Source organism: Rossellomorea sp. H136, from assembly GCF_056838065.1.
This window is the reverse complement of record NZ_CM166371.1, coordinates 556,731-575,461: the sequence shown is the minus strand read 5'-3', so window position 1 is coordinate 575,461 and position 18,731 is coordinate 556,731. Positions and strand designations below refer to the sequence as shown.

The window sequence follows — 18,731 nt, the reverse complement described above, 5'->3', positions numbered from 1 at the left end:
GGGAAAGAAGATATGGTGTCTGTTACAGATGACTGGTTTGGTGCCTCGCACCGAATGCTCGATTTGTACCAGGCACCCAAAACCAAAATTGTACCAGGTACTATGAACCGTTTATGTACCAGGTACAAATCCACTAACTTGTACCTGGTACAATCAACATCAAATATATCTGGTACAAACCAAACAATCAAAAAACCACACTCACCTACAATTCCAACCGCTCCCTCAATTCCTTCACATAATTCCTGCTCACCGGAATCGCCTCATCCGCTCCATGAACCTTCAACTGATACACGCCACTCCCCCAAGGGATTAGCTCCTCCACGAATGGCAGCTGAACGAGGTAGCTTTTATGGACCCGAAAAAAAGGATATGTACTGAGCTTCGATTCCAATTCCTTGATCGGCAAGCGGCACGTATACTTCTTTTTCTCCGTACAAATAAAGGTTTCTCGCTCTTCTCGGAAGATATATAGAATGTCCTTCGGGCTGATGAATACAATTTTGTCTTCATCCTGAACCGCAAGTTTCCCCATCGAGGGACTCTCGCTCTGCTTTTTCACTTCCACTTTCAAAAGATTCTTCAAGCGTTCCATCGTTTGCGCGAGCTGATCTTCTTCAAATGGCTTCAATAAGTAGTCAACGGCTTCTACCCGGAACGCTTTAAGGGCATAATCCGGATACGCAGTGGCAAAGACGATTTCCGGTTTGTGCTTCATTTTTTGCAGGGCTTCCGCTAAGTCGACCCCGCTCATGCCCGGCATTTCAATATCAAGAATTAAGACGTCGGGTTCTTTTGTTAAAATGATTTCCAATCCCTTTTCAGCGGAGCTTGCTTCTCCGACTACTTCCACCCATGAATAACCGCTTAAGAGATGCTTCATTTCCTCCCGGCTATATGGTTCGTCATCGATAATGGCGACTTTCATCCTTCCTCACTCCTTACTTTAAATACAACAGCGGTCCCGTTTCCTATTGATGAAGTGATCGATAGACCTGCTTCTTTCCCCATCATCATTTTCAATCGTTTGTTCACGTTATAGAGGCCGATACCTGTACCGGACTGTGATTCTACTGGTTCAAGTAATAGCTTCTCCACTCTCTCTTCACCGATTCCCGCACCGTTATCCTCAACACGAACATTCACCTCATCACCATTCAGCGAAATCGAAATCTTCAACACAAATCCTTCTTCTACATTCTTCATCCCGTGCTTAATTGCATTTTCTACAAGAGGCTGAAGGGTAATCGAAGGGACTTTCGCCTGCAGGGCATCTTCGTCAATCTCATACACCACTTCCAGCCGGTCAAAGAAACGTGCTTCTTCAATGGCGAGATAGGCCTTTACGTGCTGTCCTTCTTCTTTAAGGGTCGAGGTGGATTTCGTGCTTCCTGTCAGGTTCTGACGCACAAATTGAGATAGTGAAATCAACAGAGTCCTCGCCTTATCGGGATTGATCCTTGTCAACGACACGATGACATTGATGGTATTGAACAAGAAATGCGGATTGATCTGTGCCTGTAGCGCCTTTACTTCTGACTCTTTCGCAAGCTCTTTATGGGTATCGATTTCAGCCAGTTCAAGCTGATGGCTAAGCAGGGTCGCAATCCCCTTCGTTAATTCCATCAGGATCGGCGAGATTTCTTTTTCCGAATGAAAATAGAATTTAAGCGTTCCGACAATTTCATCCCCTTTTAAAAGAGGCGCCATGATTGCCGCTCCCAATGGACATCCACTCCGGTCGCATTGAATATCCTCTCTTCCCACTTTCATGAGCTCTCCCGTTTCGATGACCCGTTTCGTCGCCTCGGTCTGAATCGGGCGTCCTTGCTGGTGATGATCCGAGGCTAATCCGACATGAGCCAGGATATGTGAAGTGTTCGTAATCGAAACCGCCAGAGCATTCACATCTCTCATCAGAATCTCACACGTTGCCTGAGCAGAGGCTGCATTTAATCCCTTTCGCATATATTTCACCGTGCTATCGGCCAGCCTCAATGCTTTCTGGGATTGAACCGCTCCCATCCGCTCTTCTTCATAAAAAACACTTTTAATGATCAACAGGAAAATCCCGGTTCCGACCCCGTTTGCAAGAATCATCGGCCAGCCGATGTCGGAAACGAGTAAATAAGCATCATCAAATGGCTTAGATAATAGAAGAATGAGAAGCATCTGCATCCCTTCTGCAACAAAACCAACTAAAAACGCTTTTTGAGGGGAAACAAGCCTGTTCTTCTTTTCCCGCTTCCCGATCCACCCTGCCAGTAATCCCGCTAACACCGTCGAGATCCCGCACGAGAATGCCGTAAATCCGCCGAGAAAATACCGGTGTACTCCAGCGACCAATCCAGCTCCAAGTCCGATCCATGGGCCTCCCAGTAACCCGGCGACCACGACACCGATCACCCTGGAGTTGGCGATCGCTTCATTCTGTTGAAGATGCCACTGCCATTTTGTATATTCCTCTTGAAATGGATTCACGATCAATCCTGTGTATGTACCTACGATCCCAAAGAAACCAAACAGCAGGATGAGGAGCAGTGTCTGGGTTTTCTTCACATTGGTCCGCTTCTCGATTAAATGACGGAAGAAACTGATCCTCGTCATGATAAAGGCTATGGTCACAATGATACCAAGACGTTCGACCATTGCAGCTATCAACAAAAGCTCCACCTCGCTTTCTATTTCACATCAAAAAAGAAGACCCCCTTAAACACGAATGTTTAATAGAATCTTCCCCTACTTGAACCTGTACTATGTCCGGGGAGTGATTTCCCCTATTTTAACACGAATCTTTATCTTTAATCGTGACCAATGCATTGATTTCTCCGCCGATCATGATGATGATTCCCGTTAAGTAGAACCAGATCATGAGGACGATGATCCCTCCGATGCTGCCGTATGTGGCTGAATAATTCCCAAAGCTTCCGACGTAATAAGAAAACGCCAAGGATGCGAGTACCCAGCCAAGCGTAGCAAAAATCGCCCCCGGGAACGCACTTAAGCATTTAATCCGTTTACTCGGAGCAAAAAAGTACAACCCAACGAAAATAATAAAGAGGATGATGGGACTGATCGCCCAGCGAATCCCGTTCCATACTGTTAAAAATTGCTCTGAAAATCCGAATTGAGAAAATAATAATAGGCCAATCTGTTTTCCGAACACCGGAAGTAAAAGAGCTACGACAAATACAAGAATCATGGCTAAAGTCAATAATATAGACATGAGACGGGTAGCAATGAATGATCTTGTTTCCTCTACATCATAGGCACGGTTTAAACTTTTCACAATGGCATTCATCCCATTGGAAGCCGACCAAATCGTGGCGATGATACTGACAGACAGTAAACCGGAATTCCGGTTCGACATGATGTCCTGTAACGTTTCCTCGATCATGGACATCGTTTCCCCTGGAGCAAAATCCCTGACCAGACCCAGGATGTCCCCTTGCTCTACGGGAAGGTATGGCAAGAGTGTCACGATAAAAATCAGCAGTGGAAAGAGCGATAAAAGAAAGTAATAGGCAATTTGCGCGGCTAACCCCGTTACATCATTCGCACTAATATTTGAGAAAAGACTTTTTGAAAATCCTTTCCATCCTCCTTTGACCGTCTCATCCGACATGTTCTCACCCCGTTTCGTTAATACCCTTTAAATGAAGACGCAATTGGTTGACTCTCTTCATCCTGAGTTGTTAGTTCATTTGATGTCTCCCGCTCTGAAAACGTATCCTTATATGCTTCGGAAGAGTCTTCAAAGGTCTCTTTCGTCTCCTCGATCATTTCTTTCACCTGTGGAGTCATCCCTTTGATTTCATCTACTTTTTCACTGATGAATTGAATATCCCTGCTAACCTGATCGGCTGTCGTTCGTAATTTCTCATACACTTCCTTCGATGATTCGACCAGTCTTTGAGGATTTTTTGAGTACGTTGAAATATAATTCCCGCTGTTCTTTAAAGATGTCCCCATTTCTTGACGGGTCGTTCTATCCAGCAGGGAAAGAAGACCCCCTGCTACGGCACCTAACAAAACCCCTTTGAAAAATTTATTGCTTCCCATATGTATTACCCTCCTTCAATTGATTGTCCTTTTTAATTTTTTCTAATAATTGGCTGCAGCCGGACTCCACTAAATCATACACTTCTTGAAAATTCCCCGTGTAGTATGGATCGGGAACATCTTTCTCCCTGCATTCTTCCACTAGGTCCAGGAGCTTAAACACCTTTCCGTGGTGATCACTATCAAGGATCTTCTTCATGTTATGTTCATTTGAAGTGTCCATGGCCACTATGTAATCATATTTCTTATCTTCACCTTGAAATTGTCGCGCCAGCAAGCCTCCACTCTTTATATTATTTTCTCTAAGAATGGCTAAAGTTCCTTCATGGGGTTTCTTCCCAACATGCCAATCTCCTGTGCCTGCAGAGTCAACCTCAATCATCCCATCCAGATTCTCCTCTTTTACCTTTGCCCTGAAGATCCCCTCCGCCATAGGAGACCGACAAATATTTCCCAAACATACAAACAACACAGATACCATGAACGAGCCTCTCCTTACGTTTTAACTTACCTACTCATTTCCCATTCCTTAATAGTGTAAAACATTCTCCGAAAAAAATCCTTCTCAGGTGGAAGTTATGTTGACAGGGTGAATGAATCATGGAAAGATAAATGTAATGAATGCACGTTAGAAAGGACGATTCCATATGGATTTATCACAAAACACAACGGAAAATATTGAATTCATGGTCACTGTCATTAAAGAAAAATTAAAAATAGTCAATGCCGGTGCCGTAAAGCCTGAAGATTTCAATGAAGAAATGTATGAAGATCTTCACGACCTTTATGTAATGGTCGATCGCAAGGACAGATTCAGCCCGAGTGAAATGACTGCGATCATTGAAGAAATGGGTAACCTGCGCAAATAATATGTTAAAGGGGACATTCCCTCAAAAGGTACAAAATACCTTGGGGGAATGTCCCCTTTCATTTACTTGTCCTATTTAGTAAGGAGCGCCAGTGATTCACGGTTGAATGCCGGAAGATCATCCGGTGTCCTGCTTGTCACAAGCTGGTTGCCGCATACGACGACTTCTTTATCTTCGTACGTCACACCTGCATATTCCATATCTACTTTAATGGACTTGAAGCCTGTCGCTTTTCGTCCTTCCAGTGCTTTTGCCGTGATTAATAATTGTGGCCCATGGCAAATCGCAAATACCGGTTTCTTCTCATCCATGAAATGCTTCGTGAATTTCACAAAACGGTCATCTGCACGTAGCTGATCCGGAGAGAAACCGCCTGGTAATAATAGGGCATCAAAGTCTGCAGGATTGACGTCATCGATGCTCTCATCGATCTTCACCGTTGCATCGCCCTGCTTCCCTTTCACTGATTTTCCTTTTTCTTTTTCAATCGTCACAACTTCGTGACCCGCTTCTTTAAACGCTTTTTCAGGATCTGTAAATTCTACGTCTTCAAACATGTCTGTCATTAACGTTGCTATTTTAGCCATAAAATTGAAACACTCCTAGTTATCGTTTGTTTTTTTATCACACATGTACTTTACCCTTTGTGCATAAATTCAAACACGACTCCCTTATTTATCCATCGTGAATTGAGAAAAGATCGTATTCCGCTGCACTTTATATACTTCCTCACCTACGACGTCATTGATGATTTGAATATTTCGATCAACAGCCAATCCCAGGTTCGTAGCCCCGGCACCGTGAGAATGCTCAAGGTTTGTCACCGTGTAGAAATGGTGATCCCGATCCGGTTTCTCTTTAAATTCCAGCTTATAATTCCGGGAGACTTTATACATCTTGTCATCTTCCCAGACGATTTTGTCTTCGAACTCATCAAAAAACCATTTGGGAATATTCGGCTTATAACCCGTCGCTAGAATCACCTTATCCGTTTGGTATGAGAAGTCACGATCCTCCTGCCATTGACGGCAATTCAGGACGTACTGATCCTCCTCTTTCCGGATCTTATTTACCTCCGTCAATGGCTGGATCGTAATGTCCGGAGAGCTATCACTGACAGAATGGTTATAAAGGATGTTGTAAATATTATTGAGTGTATCCGGATCGATCCCGTTTCTGAGCTGATCCAACGTTTCTAATGCATCCACCCGTTTCTCATACGTGAGTCCATGAAAATAATCCACATAGTCAGGGGCAAAGAATTCCTGTCCCAGCTTCGACGACTCGAGCTGTAAAATCCCTTCGGAACGGGTCAGCCATGTCAGCTGATAGGAATGATCCTTCTGTTCTATTAAAAGGTCAAAGAACACCTCGGCAGCACTTTGCCCGGACCCGACAATCGTAATCGAGGAACCTTCCATCGTCGTGTTTTTATGGAACAGATACTTACTCGTATGATGGACGTCCCCATCCGGCAGACCATCCATTCCGTCTAAAATCAACGGCTTGCTTCCCGTGCCCATCACCACATGCTTCGCATAATAGATCTCACGCTCATCGGTCAATCGGTTATCGATCACAACCTTATAGCAGTCGCCTTCATCCGTGACCCCGATCACTTCACTATGGAATTGACAGCAGCTAAGCTGACTCACCACCCAGCGGGCATAATCATTGTACTCCTGCCTCGGCATTTCAAATTTTTGAAAAAAGAAAAATTTATATAAACGATTATGGGTATGTAAATAATTCAAATAACTATACTGGCTCTGTGGATTGGCAAACGTGACCAAATCCGCAATGAACGACACCTGCAGATCCGTCAGATTTATCAACATCCCCGGATGCCACTGGAACTCCGGAGTCTGATCAAAAAACTTCACCTTCAGATCTGTCTTCTCCTCCATCAACGCCGCCAAACTTAAATTGTACGGACCAATCCCAATACCGATACAATCATATACATATTGTCTTCTCAATTTGCTCTCCTCCACAATTGTAATCATCTTTCTATTTTTACCCTAAAATGATGGGTGATTACCCTTTTTAGTGAAAATAATTGTGACGGATGTGTGCGTTGTGTGAATATTTTGACTGTTGAATTTCGCTTGATATTTAACAGTTGATTATCAAACGGAATTTGACTGTTAAAATACCCGAGATTCAACTGCTGAATTATTTTGATTGATTTGCCTTAAGAATTGCACCCTCAACGGTGTTATTTATTATTCGAGTTTGATATTGGTTCGGAAAAGGGACAAATGTATATTGATGCGGTACTTCAATGCGGATGCGAAACTTTATATTATCGAGTTTCCACTTTATATTATCGAGTTTCAGATTATATTATCGACTTTGCCCCATATATTATCGACTTCGGCACTTTTATTATCGACTTAGGAAAAAACGACACGAACCGACATACACCTCTGCCACACACTCCAACACCACATACCCAAACAATAAAACCAATCCACGCTAAAAGGATCAGTTCTTCCTGAATATCATTACATACCATCCCCCTTCTTTTACGATCGGTTCGACGGACTCCACTTTGAAATTTGTTTTACCGGCCAATGTATCCATCTCCTTCTGCGACGGAATTGGATACAGGTTCTGAAATGTCATGAAGAAGCTGTTGAAGGCGCTGGAAAACTGCTGCCCGTGCTTTGACTTTTGCATAGGGGTCAGAACAAAGAACAATCCTTCTTTTCCTAGCCACGTCGATGCTTTTTCGAAAAATGGCAGGCGCTCTGATGGATCGATATAGTGAAAGAGATTATTGGCCATGATCATGTCGAATAGCTGTCCCGGCTCATATTCATGCAGGTCCTTACAAAGGATTTCAATATTTTCATAGTCACTGAGCGACTCTTCTGCAGCCTTTGCAACGGCCTCATGAATCTCGATCCCTACCATTCTCTTATCAGGATGGCGGTCTCCTATTCTTTTCACATACCCGCCTTCACCACAGCCTAAGTCCAGTATAGAATTCACATTGTATTTTTTTATCGCCTTCTGCACCTTCGGAAAGGCAAAGCGTTCTAATAATATGGAGGTTTTCGCTACAGTCGATCCATGGATATCCGAGTTGAAATGCTGCTTCGTTTGATTGCGCAATAATTGAGGATACGACAACAAGGCAGGTATGTGCAGCTCCATCATTTCTTTCAACAAAATACCTGATGAGTGTGGGTCTCTCTTTGAAGTGGGCAGCCTCCAGCGGTTCCTTGTTGTGACTTTCTCATCCTCCACCCGCTTCATATGCTTAATGGTGATGCCGACCTCAACCCACTGTTCAAGAAGGTCCATTTCGATATTTTTAGCAAGCGCAACTTCTTGAATGGAGGCAGGCTTTGTAAAACTGTCAAACAGATCCATTTCATACCCTACATAAGCATGCCAGCTATACAGAAATGGCACATTCTTTTTCATCCAAGTTCTTGCCCGCCATACTTTCACCATTTCTCCGATCATTGTAGTGCCTCCTTTCCTTTCCAGGGATAATCCTGGACTTCCGTAAATTTTGTGTTGAATTTTTCTTCTTCTGTTAACGAATCCTTTCTGATTGGGAGCACTCCCCCCTGGACCATCCGGTCGTAAAGGGTTTCTCTCCACATGCCGAGACCGGATATGTTCAGCATCTGCTTATAATGGGAGATCGAGTCCCTTTCCATACGCTGTAGGCTCTTATTCCTCAGCCAGCCAACCGGGCGATACGGATACGAGTATACGAGGGCTGATAAATGACTGAGATGCATTTGATGAGCAACCCTTCTTTTCCGGACCTTTGGGTACCACTCCAGATTAACCGGATCTAATTTACCGGCAGAATACATATCACACAGCAATTCTCCAAGAATACTCCCATCCTGTATCGCCATATTCATTCCTTCTCCTGCCATGGGGTGAACCGTGTGGACCGCATCTCCAATCAGGGCAAGATGGTCTTTCACGTAGGTTTCCGCATGATATTTCAATGGAACCATCAACTGGATTTTCTTCCAGTCCTCAATTTTGTTCACGTACCCATCGAGATCCGGGCACATTTGGTTATAAAGCTTATGAAACTCTGATATCGATTTTTTCCTGAGCGTTTTATATTCCCCTGCTGGAATGAGATAAACGGATCGTACTTCATCGTTTGGTAACGGGAACAGACCCAGGAATGATTGATATGTAGAAATGATACGTCCCTTCACCATTTCCTTGGGCCGTGGAAATGTCACCGTTAAGAAATGATGGTTGTACTTTTTCTCCTTCACATCCACTTCCATATAGTCACGGGTGACAGAGCTTCTTCCTTCCGCCCCGATAATGAAATCACTATGAATCTCTTGAGCCTCTTTCGTCTCGCGATCCTCGATGATCACAGTATGACCTTCTATTTTCTTACAGATTGTATTCGATCGATAATGAAATGTTGGATACTCTTGCCCTTTTTTTCGTAGAATCTCCTTTAACGTTTCATGATGAATCATTAGTGAATAAGGATATCGACTGGGAAGAATCGAATAGCTCATCGTGGAGTTGTCCGCTTTTGTTTTCGCATTTTTCAATTCAATGAGTTCCAATTCGGAAATGATATGGCCGTTTTCAAATACGGAGTCAATGACCCCAAGAGAATCAAATATTTCCAGGCTTTTTGGCTGGAGGAGTTCGCCTTTGTATACGGAACCTGGACCTGGTAACCGTTCCACAACCGTTACGTCTATATTGCACTGTGCTAATTTCAAGCCGAGTGTCAGACCGCCTATTCCTCCACCACTAATAAAGACGTTCGTCTTCATTTCTCCTCACCTCTTTCTCTCTCTTTAACCTTTTTCCAGGATGTTGAAACTTGGCGATGTGCTCCATCCAATCGCCATGAATAGACAGGTTCTTAAAAACGAAAAGAGATATAAGAAATTTGTAGAATGTACTATTTCCCGGAAAATATCAGCATTTCATGATTCAATCCTCTCAGAATTTTACATTTTTTGTCGGATTATTCCCTGTAGGCAATTCGACAATAGCCGAGGAAATAAAAAAACTCCACAACAAGAGTTCCCTCTCATCATGGAGTTTCCACTATTTCTTATTTGCACTCGGCAGTAAGATCGTGACGGTCGTTCCCTCCGTTACATTACTTTGAATCGATAGTGAGCCGTGGTGCTCTTTGATGATTTTTTGGCAGATCATCAATCCGAGACCAGTCCCTTTTTCTTTAGTACTATAGAACGGTTCTCCTAAATGCTTCATGCGCTCCGGCGGGATTCCATTTCCGTTGTCCTGGATGGAGATTTTCGCATAACCATCTTCTTTTTCTAGTTGAACACTTAGGAGACCCCCACTCGGCATGGCTTCCAGGGCATTTTTCATGACATTTAAAATGACCTGTTTCATTTGATGGGAATCACAATAAATTTCCGCTTTTTCCACAGAGAACCTCACATCGACTCCTTGCTTCAGGCATTCCATCTTAATGAATTCGACAGAGCTTGTTAACAGGGTCGTTAAGGACGTCAGGGAAAATTGAACGGCTCTTGGTTTCGCCAAAGCCAGAAATTCATTGGTGATGATTTCGATTCGATCAAGCTCTCCCTGGATGACCCCTAAGTAAAAGTCATCTTTCGCATTTTCTTTCATCAATTGAAGGAAACCTTTCAGTGTTGTCAGCGGATTTCTGATTTCATGAGCCACTCCTGCTGCAAGCTGTCCGATCATCGCTAATTGTTCTGATTTCTTCAGTAAGTCTTCATTTCGCTTCTTCTCAGATAAGTCCCTGATGATGGCTGAAATACCAATCAGATTTCCATCGTCATTTAAGATCGGGTTCATGTTAAAGGCAATTTCGATCGGGGTTCCGTCTTTTCGGTACCGCACCGTTTCATAATCCTTTATTCGCTTCCCGGCCTTAATGGTCATTAAATTCTGTTTGAATTGTCCTACCTGTTCTTCTTGGTGAATAAAGGTGATTTTTCGTCCTGTAATTTCATCCTTATTCCAACCGAACATAGATTCAAACTGCTGATTGACCTTTAATACGCTACCCTCTGGATCTAAAAGGACAATCCCATCTCCGGCATGCTCGAAGTATGCTTCCAGTAATTCTTTCGCTTCCTTTAATTCTTCTTCCATCTTCATTTTCTCTGTGATGTCCTGTCCAAATCCATAAATTCCGATGACCTTGTTTTTGACCCGGATCGGGATGTTGGTGACCGCTACATGGCTTTTGCCACCTTCTCCATTTTCGAAGGTGGTGACAAATCTTGAAGCTTCTCCATTAAGGGCGACTTCAAAGTGATTGATGGCTTTTTGACGGCTGCCTTCTGCTATGAATTCACTGAAGTGACTGCCGATCATATAGGGTGAGATATGATTCCATTGCTTTTTCACAGCCGGGTTCACTTCCTGGATGATACCCTTTGTATCAACCATATAAATATTATCAGGGCTATATTTCACAATCGACTTATACTTTTGTTCGCTTTCGATCAGTTTTCTCTGAATATCTTTGATCAGGGAAATATCTGAGATGGAGCAGATGATTTCCACTACCTTTCCATCTTTTACCACTGGAACGATGGAGGCGATATATTCTAAATCCTTGTATTCATCCTCGTACGTCAACTCTTCCCCTGTTTCCCATATGCGCTTTAGTTTAGGTTGGATCTTCCCTAAGTGATGGGAATCAAATACTTCTTCAATGGTTTTGCCAATCACCTTTGATGGAGTCAGGTTTAATTTTTTCAATAGCTCCCCTGCCGCCATTTCGATCACAAATTCATTGTCTCTCTTATTAATCTTATAGGTGATCGTCTTTTGGAGCCGAAGCGTGTTCTCAAGTTCCGCTTTCAATGAGACCAGTTCGTTTTCATAGTTTTTCTTCTCCGTGATGTCGTGAAGGATGATTCCGACACTGTCTACAGTTCCATCACTTTTGTAATTGGCCGGGGAGATTGTAATATTGCATGTAATCTTCCGTTTCTCATTCATTATGAAGGTTACTTCTTCCCCGGTTGTATTCACTCCCCTTATTCCGTTCATCACTAAAGTGATAAAGGATCGATTCTGAAGGGGTGTTTGATTGCACAGAGACTCACCCAGAACGGTATCTGAAATATGAAACAGCTCCTGAAAGGATTGATTCATCTCCACTACTTTCCCTTTGTTATCAAGGATACATACACAAGTCGGGGTGTTAAAAATAAGAGACTCATATATGGCCGAGCGGGAGTTATTCGAATAATCATGAGAAACGTGCTTCTCTCCACAGGCCTCTGGAACAATCATTACTAATTCTTTTTGTTCATCTATCTGTTTACGTTTAACAGTGTAGTTATAATGATTTAAGCGAATGGAACAATTCTTTTCTTCTAACATTCTCTGAAGAAGATTATCTTCTTGCAGGGTCAATCCTTTCCATTCTTCATTCTCTTCTATGAAAGATTGGCCTTTCACATCTATTATTGCAGCCGGGACTGGAATCGAATCAACACTCAATGCATGATAGGGTTGCATATCAGCCATAGTACCTTCCTTTTTCGTAACGTTATTTACCACCATTTTACCCTACCTCTTCAAACATATAAACGGTCAATATATTTCATATAAAAAACCCGGGCATACCATCTGCCCAGGTTTCACTAATTTTCACAAGATTAGAAGGTTTCTACCTTAGCAAGCTTTGCAAAATGAACCGCAATGTCCGCCCCTACAAGAGCATTGTTCTTTACAAGTGCGATATTCGCAGTAAGGCTCTTTCCGTCTGTTAGTTCTTTTACTTTCCCCAGGAGGAATGGCGTTGCTTCCTTTCCGGCAATCCCTTGTTCTTCTGCTTCGTTTAATGCCCTTTCTATGATACTATTCATCTCGTTTTCATCCAGTGCATCCTGGGCAGGGATCGGGTTTGCTACCACCACGCCACCCTTTAGTCCAAGATCCCATTTCGCTTTTAATATATTTGCCGTCTCTTCGGGTGTGTCAACTTTATAGTTCACTGAAAAAGGGCTGCTTCGTGTGTAAAAGGCCGGTAAGGAATCCGTTCCGTATCCTAAAACAGGTACTCCTTTCGTTTCCAGGTATTCCATCGTCAAGCCTATATCCAGAATGGATTTTGCGCCTGCGCAGACAACGGCCACGTTCGTCTCGGCAAGTTCTTCAAGATCCGCCGAAACATCCATCGTCACTTCTGCATTTCTGTGAACACCGCCAATGCCTCCAGTCACGAAAACGGAAATATCAGCAAGCTCGGCGCAAATCATCGTAGCAGCAACCGTAGTCGCTCCGTCCTTTTTTGAAGCAAGGATATAAGGGATGTCGCGGCGGCTTGCCTTGATCACATCCGTCGCCTGTCCTAAATATTCAAGCTCTTCATGAGACAATCCAATCTTAATTTTACCGTTTAAGATGGCAATCGTAGCCGGCACTGCCCCCTTTGAACGAATGATATCCTCCACTTCACGGGCGGTTTTCACATTTTGTGGATAAGGCATTCCATGAGAAATAATCGTTGATTCCAATGCCACAATCGCCTTTCCTGTCTTTCTGGCTTCTGATACTTCCTGCGAGTATTCCATATATGAGTTGATATTCACGTATATTTCCCCCTATTCAGTAATAATGACTAAACTCTTGTTGAAGCTTGGTCTTGTTCAGCGTAGGTGCTACCGTAAATTTGGATTTCAGCGTAATGGACGAGCAGATCACTCCGATCCGGCAGGCTCCGTCTGTATCGGATCCTTTTAAATAACCGTATAATATTCCCGCGACAAGGGCATCTCCAGCACCGGTCACATCAGCGACTTCAACCTTGGGAGGTAAAACGGCTCTAGCTTCTTTATAAGTAGTGTAATAGATTAACCCTCGATCTCCCCGGGTAATCACAACCCTTTCCGCCCCTCTTTGAGTGATGGCTTTGGCCGCTTTAAAATAGTCACCCTCTGTCTCAATCGTCATTCCTAAATACGTTTCCGCTTCCCCTTTGTTACATATGAACCAGGATACCCCTTCTAATGATGTTGGCAGCTTCAACACTTTCGGTTCGGAAACCGGGATGATCGTAAGCGGCACTCCCTCCGTTTGGCATCTGCGGATGGTATACTTGAGCACATCCTCTGGAAAATTGGTGTCCAGCAGCACCATTTCCGATGAAGAAATCATTCCCCACCTCTTATCAATAAAGCCAATGTCAACGCTTTCATAAATGTTCATATCAGCCAGGGCAAACAGCATTTCCCCTTCTTCATCCAGTATGGCGGAGTATGCCCCGGTGCCTTCATTTAGTAGTCGCTGGGATGCAGATACATCGGCAAACGATTTCGTTTGAGATAAAAGCCAGCTTCCTTCCGTATCTTCTCCTACAACCGTTATCAAATTGGCTTGTTTTCCTAACCGGCCTAAGTTTTCGGCAATATTGCGTGCCACGCCGCCACTGGATTGCTCTGTTCTCGCAGGGTTTGAGGTTTCAGGAATAAACTTACCGTCCAACTGAAGCTTCCGGTCGATATTTGCTCCCCCGATGCATGTGATCCCGTTTTTCTTTGGAATAACATACGCACGCCCCAGGATCTTCCCCTGCTTCACCAGATTCGAAATATACCCTGCTACCGCTGATCGTGACATCCCGCTTCGCTCGGACAATTCCTGTTGAGTCATAAACGGGTTATCTTCAATATAAGCTAACAAAAGCTTTTCTTTTTCGTTCACAAGCTCCCACCCCTATAAAGAAAAATAACTTTTGTTAATATTCTAAACTTTTGTTTAAACTTAGACAAGAAGGAAAATAAAAGAAAAAGCGTCCCGATATAACTCAGGACACTTCTTTTCATTATTTATTTGCTTTTACCTCATAAACATGTTGACTCGATTCAAGAATATGATCGGGTTTAGGCTTGCCAGCACTCGCTTTATGACCTGCAATATGCTCAGGGCTCTTCTCCCAATTTTTCCAATCCGCTTCCGATTCCCATTGAATCATGACAATCACTTCCTCATCGCCGCGGCGTACTTTTTTGACGAGGACCTTTAAGTCGATAAACCCTGGCTGTTTTTCAATTAATCCCTCACCAGAAAACCTTTCAACCACTTTTGATGATGTTCCCTCTTTCACTAGCAGTCTCTTTATTTGATAAAACATATTATAAACCTGCTTTCGCATCTTCAACCATTTGTTTCATCGATTGAAGTCCGCCTCCTGAAAGGTACCATGGGCCACCATTCAGATACACGATTTTTTCCTTTTTGTAGGCGTTCGTCTTTTGTACAAGTTCGTTTTCAATTGAATCTTTGACGCTTGCGTTTGGATCAAATGCAGCATCACGGTCGATCACAAACAGTACATCAGGGTTTTGTTCCAATACATATTCAAACGTCACATTTTGTCCATGAGTGGATTCTTCTATGTTTTCATCAGAAGGCTTGAATCCAAATACATCGTGAAGAATTCCGAAACGTGATCCCGGTCCGTATGCACTTACTTCTCCTTCATTCCCCATCAAGATCAATGCTTTGTCATCAAGGCTTCCAGTCTTCTCTTTAATGCCGTCGACCTCCGCTTGAACATCCTCTAATTCCTTCTTCATTTCATCTTCTTTATCAAAGATTTCTGCAATGGTTTCCATGTTGCTTGTGAACGATTCCATGTAATTTGTATAATCCGTTTGAACATACACAGTCGGAGCGATTTTTGCGAATTCTTCATACATTTCCGATTGGCGTGCAGAGATGAAAATCACATCCGGCTTCATCGAGCTGATCGCTTCAAAATCCGCCTCTTTCAAACTTCCTACGTTCGTATAGTCTGAGCTGCTGTACTTTTCCAGGTATGGAGGAATGGTTGCTTGCGGTACTCCCGCTACTTCCACTCCAAGTTCATCTAACGTATCAAGGACACCGAAATCAAACACGACTACCTTTTCAGGGTTTTGTTTAACTTTCGTTTCGCCAAGTTCATGCTTTACTGTGATTTCTTTTGATTCTTCATTTCCACCGGATTTCTTCGCTTCTGTCGTTGATTCTTCCTTGGAACCGCACGCTGCCAATACCAGTAAGACTGTAAGTAATATTTTTATAAATGACCATTTTTTCATTTTCATTTTCTCCTCTTTTTTTATGAATTAAAATAAACACAAATCCGATTGTCATTCATCTGTTGCACAGGAATATCCATACCATAGATTTCCTTTAATGTTTGGGTCTGTATGATGGTATCTGTTGAACCTTCTCTAATGACCTTTCCGTTTTTCATCGCTACGATTCTGTCTGAATACACAGAGGCAAAATTGATGTCATGCAGGACGATGACGACCGTCTTTCCCAGGTCATCTACTAATCTGCGCAGAATCTTCATAATCTGGACCGAATGCTTCATGTCCAGGTTATTCAGGGGTTCATCCAGGAGAATATAATCGGTATCCTGGGCAATGACCATAGCAATGAAAGCCCGCTGCCTTTGCCCCCCGGATAATTCTTCTAGGTAATTCCCCTCTAAGTCCGCCAGATTCATATAGTCCAGCGACTGGTTAACTGCCCTCTCATCTTCTTCGGTTAATCGGCCTTTCGAATAAGGAAATCGTCCAAACGATACCAGTTCCCTCACAGTCAAACGGACGTTAAGAAAGTTGGATTGCTTTAATATCGCGACTCTTTTGGCAAGATCATCTGAATTCATTTTTCTGAGATCGTCCTGATCCAATAAGACTTCACCACTATCTGAATCGAGCAAACGGCTTACCATTGATAAAAGGGTCGACTTCCCGGCACCATTCGGTCCAATGAACGAAGTGATTTGACCAGGCTGAATCGTGACGGTCACGTCTTCAACGACCAGCTTTTTCCCGTAAAACTTGGACAGCCCTCGAATGTGTATCATTTGGCTTTACTCTCCTTTAACAAAAGATATATAAAGTACATTCCTCCGATGAAGTTAACAATCACGCTTAGAGTTGTTGAAAACGTGAAGATCCGTTCTACCACCCACTGTCCGCCAACGAGGGCAATGACACTCATCAAGCTCGCACCGGTAATGAAAATGCTGTGTTTGTAGGTCCGGAAAAATTGATAAGCTAAGTTCGCCACGATCAAACCGAAAAAGGTAATCGGCCCGACCAGGGCGGTTGAAACAGCAATGAGTACAGACGCAATCACCAGCATACGACGCACCATTCGATCATAAAGTACACCCAGATTAATGGACATTTCCCTTCCCAATGACATGACATCCAGGTAATGGATCTTTCTCCAGCCAATCATCATCACGATGGTGACTATGATAAGGGCAAGCCAAACCAGATCTGCATTAATGTTATTGAAACTCGCAAACATCTTGTCCTGAACCATTAAAAATTCATTGGGATCAATCAACACTTGCAGGAATGTGGTGATGCTTCCAAAGAATGTACCCACGATGATTCCGATCAACAATAAAAAGTAGATTGGCTGATTACTATGACGGAATAATAATTGATACAGGATAAGAGCAAATACAATCATAGCTGTAACGGATAATAAGAAGTTTATATTCTTGTTTATGACAAGTATGTGATCCGATCCCAGGAAAAAGATAATTACTGTTTGTAGAAGGAGATAAAGAGAATCAAGCCCCATAATACTCGGTGTTAAAATCCGATTATGTGTGATCGTTTGAAACACGACCGTTGAATAGGCGATCGCGACTCCCGTAATGACCATGGCAAGCACCTTCATCCCCCGTCGAGGCAGTGCATAATCATAGCTTCCATTTAGCTCGTAAAATAAATAAATACTACAGAATAATAGAGAAATCCCTAGTAAAATAAGCATTTTCCAACGATTACGCATATGCCTTCCTCCTTACCAGCAGGTATAAGAAGATGGCACTGCCGATGACCCCAACCATTAAACTGATCGAAATTTCATAAGGGTAGATGATGACCCTACCCAAAATATCACAGACAAGAAGGAAGATGGCTCCAAGTATGGCGGTATGAGGTAATGTCTTCTGTAAGTGATCTCCTTTAAAGATGGAAACGATATTAGGTATGATTAATCCCAGGAATGGAATCATCCCGACAGTCAATACGACTGTCACCGTAATGAGCGCAACCAGCACGAGACCGATATTCACTATTCTGCGATAAGAAACACCGAGGTTTTTTGAGAAGTCCTCCCCCATCCCGGCGACAGTAAATCGATTCGCATAAAGATAAGCAATGATCATAATGGGAATGCTTATGTATAAAAGTTCATATCGACCTTTCATGATTAATGAGAAATCACCCTGCAGCCAAGCCGCCATATTTTGAATCACATTTGCCTTGTAGGCAAAAAACGTCGTCACCGAAGATAACACATTCCCAAGCATCAACCCGACAAGGGGGATAAAGACTGCATCCTTGAACTTGATCCGATCGAGTATTTGCATAAAAAGCAGCGTGCCGGCTAACGCAAATGCAAAGGCAACAATCATCTTCTCAAGTATTGAGGCATTCACAAACACAATCATCGATACAAGGATCCCAAGCCTGGCAGCATCTATGGTTCCCACTGTCGTAGGGGATACGAACTTGTTTCGACTCAAGCTTTGCATGATCAAACCTGCAATGCTCATTCCCGCACCAGCAAGTAAGATCGCCAGCAATCTCGGTAATCTACTGATGAGAAAAATCTGTGTCTCTTCGGATTGAAATTTAAGTAAATCCATCGGTGTAATATGGCTCACTCCTACAAATAAAGACAGGAGTGACATCAAGATGAGTGTAATAAAAAGGTAACGTTGTTTCATGACTATCCCCAAAACTTTCATTGATTTTCACTGAATATCATTGATACTGAAAATCA

At 43.0% G+C, this 18,731-nt stretch carries 18 protein-coding genes; 1 reads left to right on the top strand and 17 read right to left on the bottom strand.

The genetic code is table 11. The features are described 5' to 3' along the window. Positions 1 to 205 precede the first annotated feature (205 nt). The 5 genes from ACYH0O_RS02935 to ACYH0O_RS02915 form a co-directional block, all read right to left on the bottom strand. Positions 206 to 928, bottom strand: coding sequence for a LytR/AlgR family response regulator transcription factor (locus ACYH0O_RS02935; protein WP_482631058.1), 723 nt, complete (start codon positions 926 to 928; stop codon positions 206 to 208). After that, the gene (locus ACYH0O_RS02930; RefSeq protein WP_482631057.1) at positions 925 to 2,661 is read right to left on the bottom strand and encodes a LytS/YhcK type 5TM receptor domain-containing protein; all 1,737 of its coding nucleotides are present in this window, start codon (positions 2,659 to 2,661) and stop codon (positions 925 to 927) included. The genes ACYH0O_RS02935 and ACYH0O_RS02930 overlap by 4 nt, the downstream gene beginning before the upstream one ends. A 121-nt stretch (positions 2,662 to 2,782) precedes the next feature. Beyond that, entirely contained in the window at positions 2,783 to 3,625 is an 843-nt protein-coding gene (locus ACYH0O_RS02925) for a YihY/virulence factor BrkB family protein (RefSeq protein ID WP_426892893.1), read from the bottom strand. Positions 3,626 to 3,642: 17 nt separating this feature from the next. Next, on the bottom strand, positions 3,643 to 4,062 hold the full coding sequence (locus tag ACYH0O_RS02920; protein ID WP_482631056.1) for a hypothetical protein: 420 nt from the start codon (positions 4,060 to 4,062) through the stop codon (positions 3,643 to 3,645). Further along, a complete protein-coding gene (locus ACYH0O_RS02915) occupies positions 4,049 to 4,543 on the bottom strand; it encodes a low molecular weight protein-tyrosine-phosphatase (protein ID WP_482631055.1) in 495 nt (164 codons plus the stop codon). Before ACYH0O_RS02915 ends, ACYH0O_RS02920 begins: the two co-directional genes overlap by 14 nt. Before the next feature lie 166 nt (positions 4,544 to 4,709). Here ACYH0O_RS02915 and ACYH0O_RS02910 point away from each other — a divergent pair, with 166 nt between their 5' ends. Then, entirely contained in the window at positions 4,710 to 4,931 is a 222-nt protein-coding gene (locus ACYH0O_RS02910; protein WP_149154367.1) for a DUF1128 domain-containing protein, read from the top strand. A 71-nt stretch (positions 4,932 to 5,002) separates the two neighbouring features. On the opposite strand, the gene ACYH0O_RS02905 is transcribed toward ACYH0O_RS02910, so the two are convergent. The 12 genes from ACYH0O_RS02905 to ACYH0O_RS02850 form a co-directional block, all read right to left on the bottom strand. Beyond that, the gene (locus ACYH0O_RS02905) at positions 5,003 to 5,518 is read right to left on the bottom strand and encodes a type 1 glutamine amidotransferase domain-containing protein (protein ID WP_482631054.1); all 516 of its coding nucleotides are present in this window, start codon (positions 5,516 to 5,518) and stop codon (positions 5,003 to 5,005) included. An 84-nt stretch (positions 5,519 to 5,602) separates the two neighbouring features. Continuing rightward, positions 5,603 to 6,910, bottom strand: a complete 1,308-nt coding sequence (locus ACYH0O_RS02900) for a lysine N(6)-hydroxylase/L-ornithine N(5)-oxygenase family protein (RefSeq protein ID WP_482631053.1) — start codon at positions 6,908 to 6,910, stop codon at positions 5,603 to 5,605. A gap of 508 nt (positions 6,911 to 7,418) precedes the next feature. Next, complete coding sequence (locus ACYH0O_RS02895; protein WP_482631052.1) at positions 7,419 to 8,408, bottom strand: class I SAM-dependent methyltransferase; 990 nt, start codon at positions 8,406 to 8,408, stop codon at positions 7,419 to 7,421. Beyond that, positions 8,405 to 9,721: an FAD-dependent oxidoreductase gene (locus tag ACYH0O_RS02890; RefSeq protein WP_482631051.1), complete on the bottom strand. Its 1,317-nt coding sequence runs from the start codon at positions 9,719 to 9,721 to the stop codon at positions 8,405 to 8,407. The genes ACYH0O_RS02895 and ACYH0O_RS02890 overlap by 4 nt, the downstream gene beginning before the upstream one ends. Positions 9,722 to 10,001: 280 nt before the next feature. Next, positions 10,002 to 12,479: a PAS domain-containing protein gene (locus ACYH0O_RS02885; RefSeq protein ID WP_482631050.1), complete on the bottom strand. Its 2,478-nt coding sequence runs from the start codon at positions 12,477 to 12,479 to the stop codon at positions 10,002 to 10,004. Positions 12,480 to 12,574: 95 nt separating this feature from the next. Then, on the bottom strand, positions 12,575 to 13,492 hold the full coding sequence (locus tag ACYH0O_RS02880; RefSeq protein WP_482632486.1) for a pseudouridine-5'-phosphate glycosidase: 918 nt from the start codon (positions 13,490 to 13,492) through the stop codon (positions 12,575 to 12,577). Between the two features lie 34 nt (positions 13,493 to 13,526). Further along, positions 13,527 to 14,621 (bottom strand): carbohydrate kinase, encoded by a 1,095-nt coding sequence (locus ACYH0O_RS02875; protein WP_482631049.1) that lies wholly within the window; start codon positions 14,619 to 14,621, stop codon positions 13,527 to 13,529. A gap of 121 nt (positions 14,622 to 14,742) precedes the next feature. After that, positions 14,743 to 15,051 (bottom strand): antibiotic biosynthesis monooxygenase family protein, encoded by a 309-nt coding sequence (locus ACYH0O_RS02870; RefSeq protein ID WP_482631048.1) that lies wholly within the window; start codon positions 15,049 to 15,051, stop codon positions 14,743 to 14,745. 1 nt (position 15,052) lies between these two features. Next, on the bottom strand, positions 15,053 to 16,003 hold the full coding sequence (locus tag ACYH0O_RS02865) for a siderophore ABC transporter substrate-binding protein (RefSeq protein WP_482631047.1): 951 nt from the start codon (positions 16,001 to 16,003) through the stop codon (positions 15,053 to 15,055). A gap of 20 nt (positions 16,004 to 16,023) precedes the next feature. Then, complete coding sequence (locus ACYH0O_RS02860; RefSeq protein ID WP_482631046.1) at positions 16,024 to 16,785, bottom strand: iron ABC transporter ATP-binding protein; 762 nt, start codon at positions 16,783 to 16,785, stop codon at positions 16,024 to 16,026. Next, a complete protein-coding gene (locus ACYH0O_RS02855) occupies positions 16,782 to 17,732 on the bottom strand; it encodes an iron chelate uptake ABC transporter family permease subunit (protein WP_482631045.1) in 951 nt (316 codons plus the stop codon). The genes ACYH0O_RS02860 and ACYH0O_RS02855 overlap by 4 nt, the downstream gene beginning before the upstream one ends. Beyond that, positions 17,725 to 18,675, bottom strand: a complete 951-nt coding sequence (locus tag ACYH0O_RS02850) for an ABC transporter permease (RefSeq protein ID WP_149154378.1) — start codon at positions 18,673 to 18,675, stop codon at positions 17,725 to 17,727. Before ACYH0O_RS02850 ends, ACYH0O_RS02855 begins: the two co-directional genes overlap by 8 nt. Positions 18,676 to 18,731 lie beyond the last annotated feature (56 nt).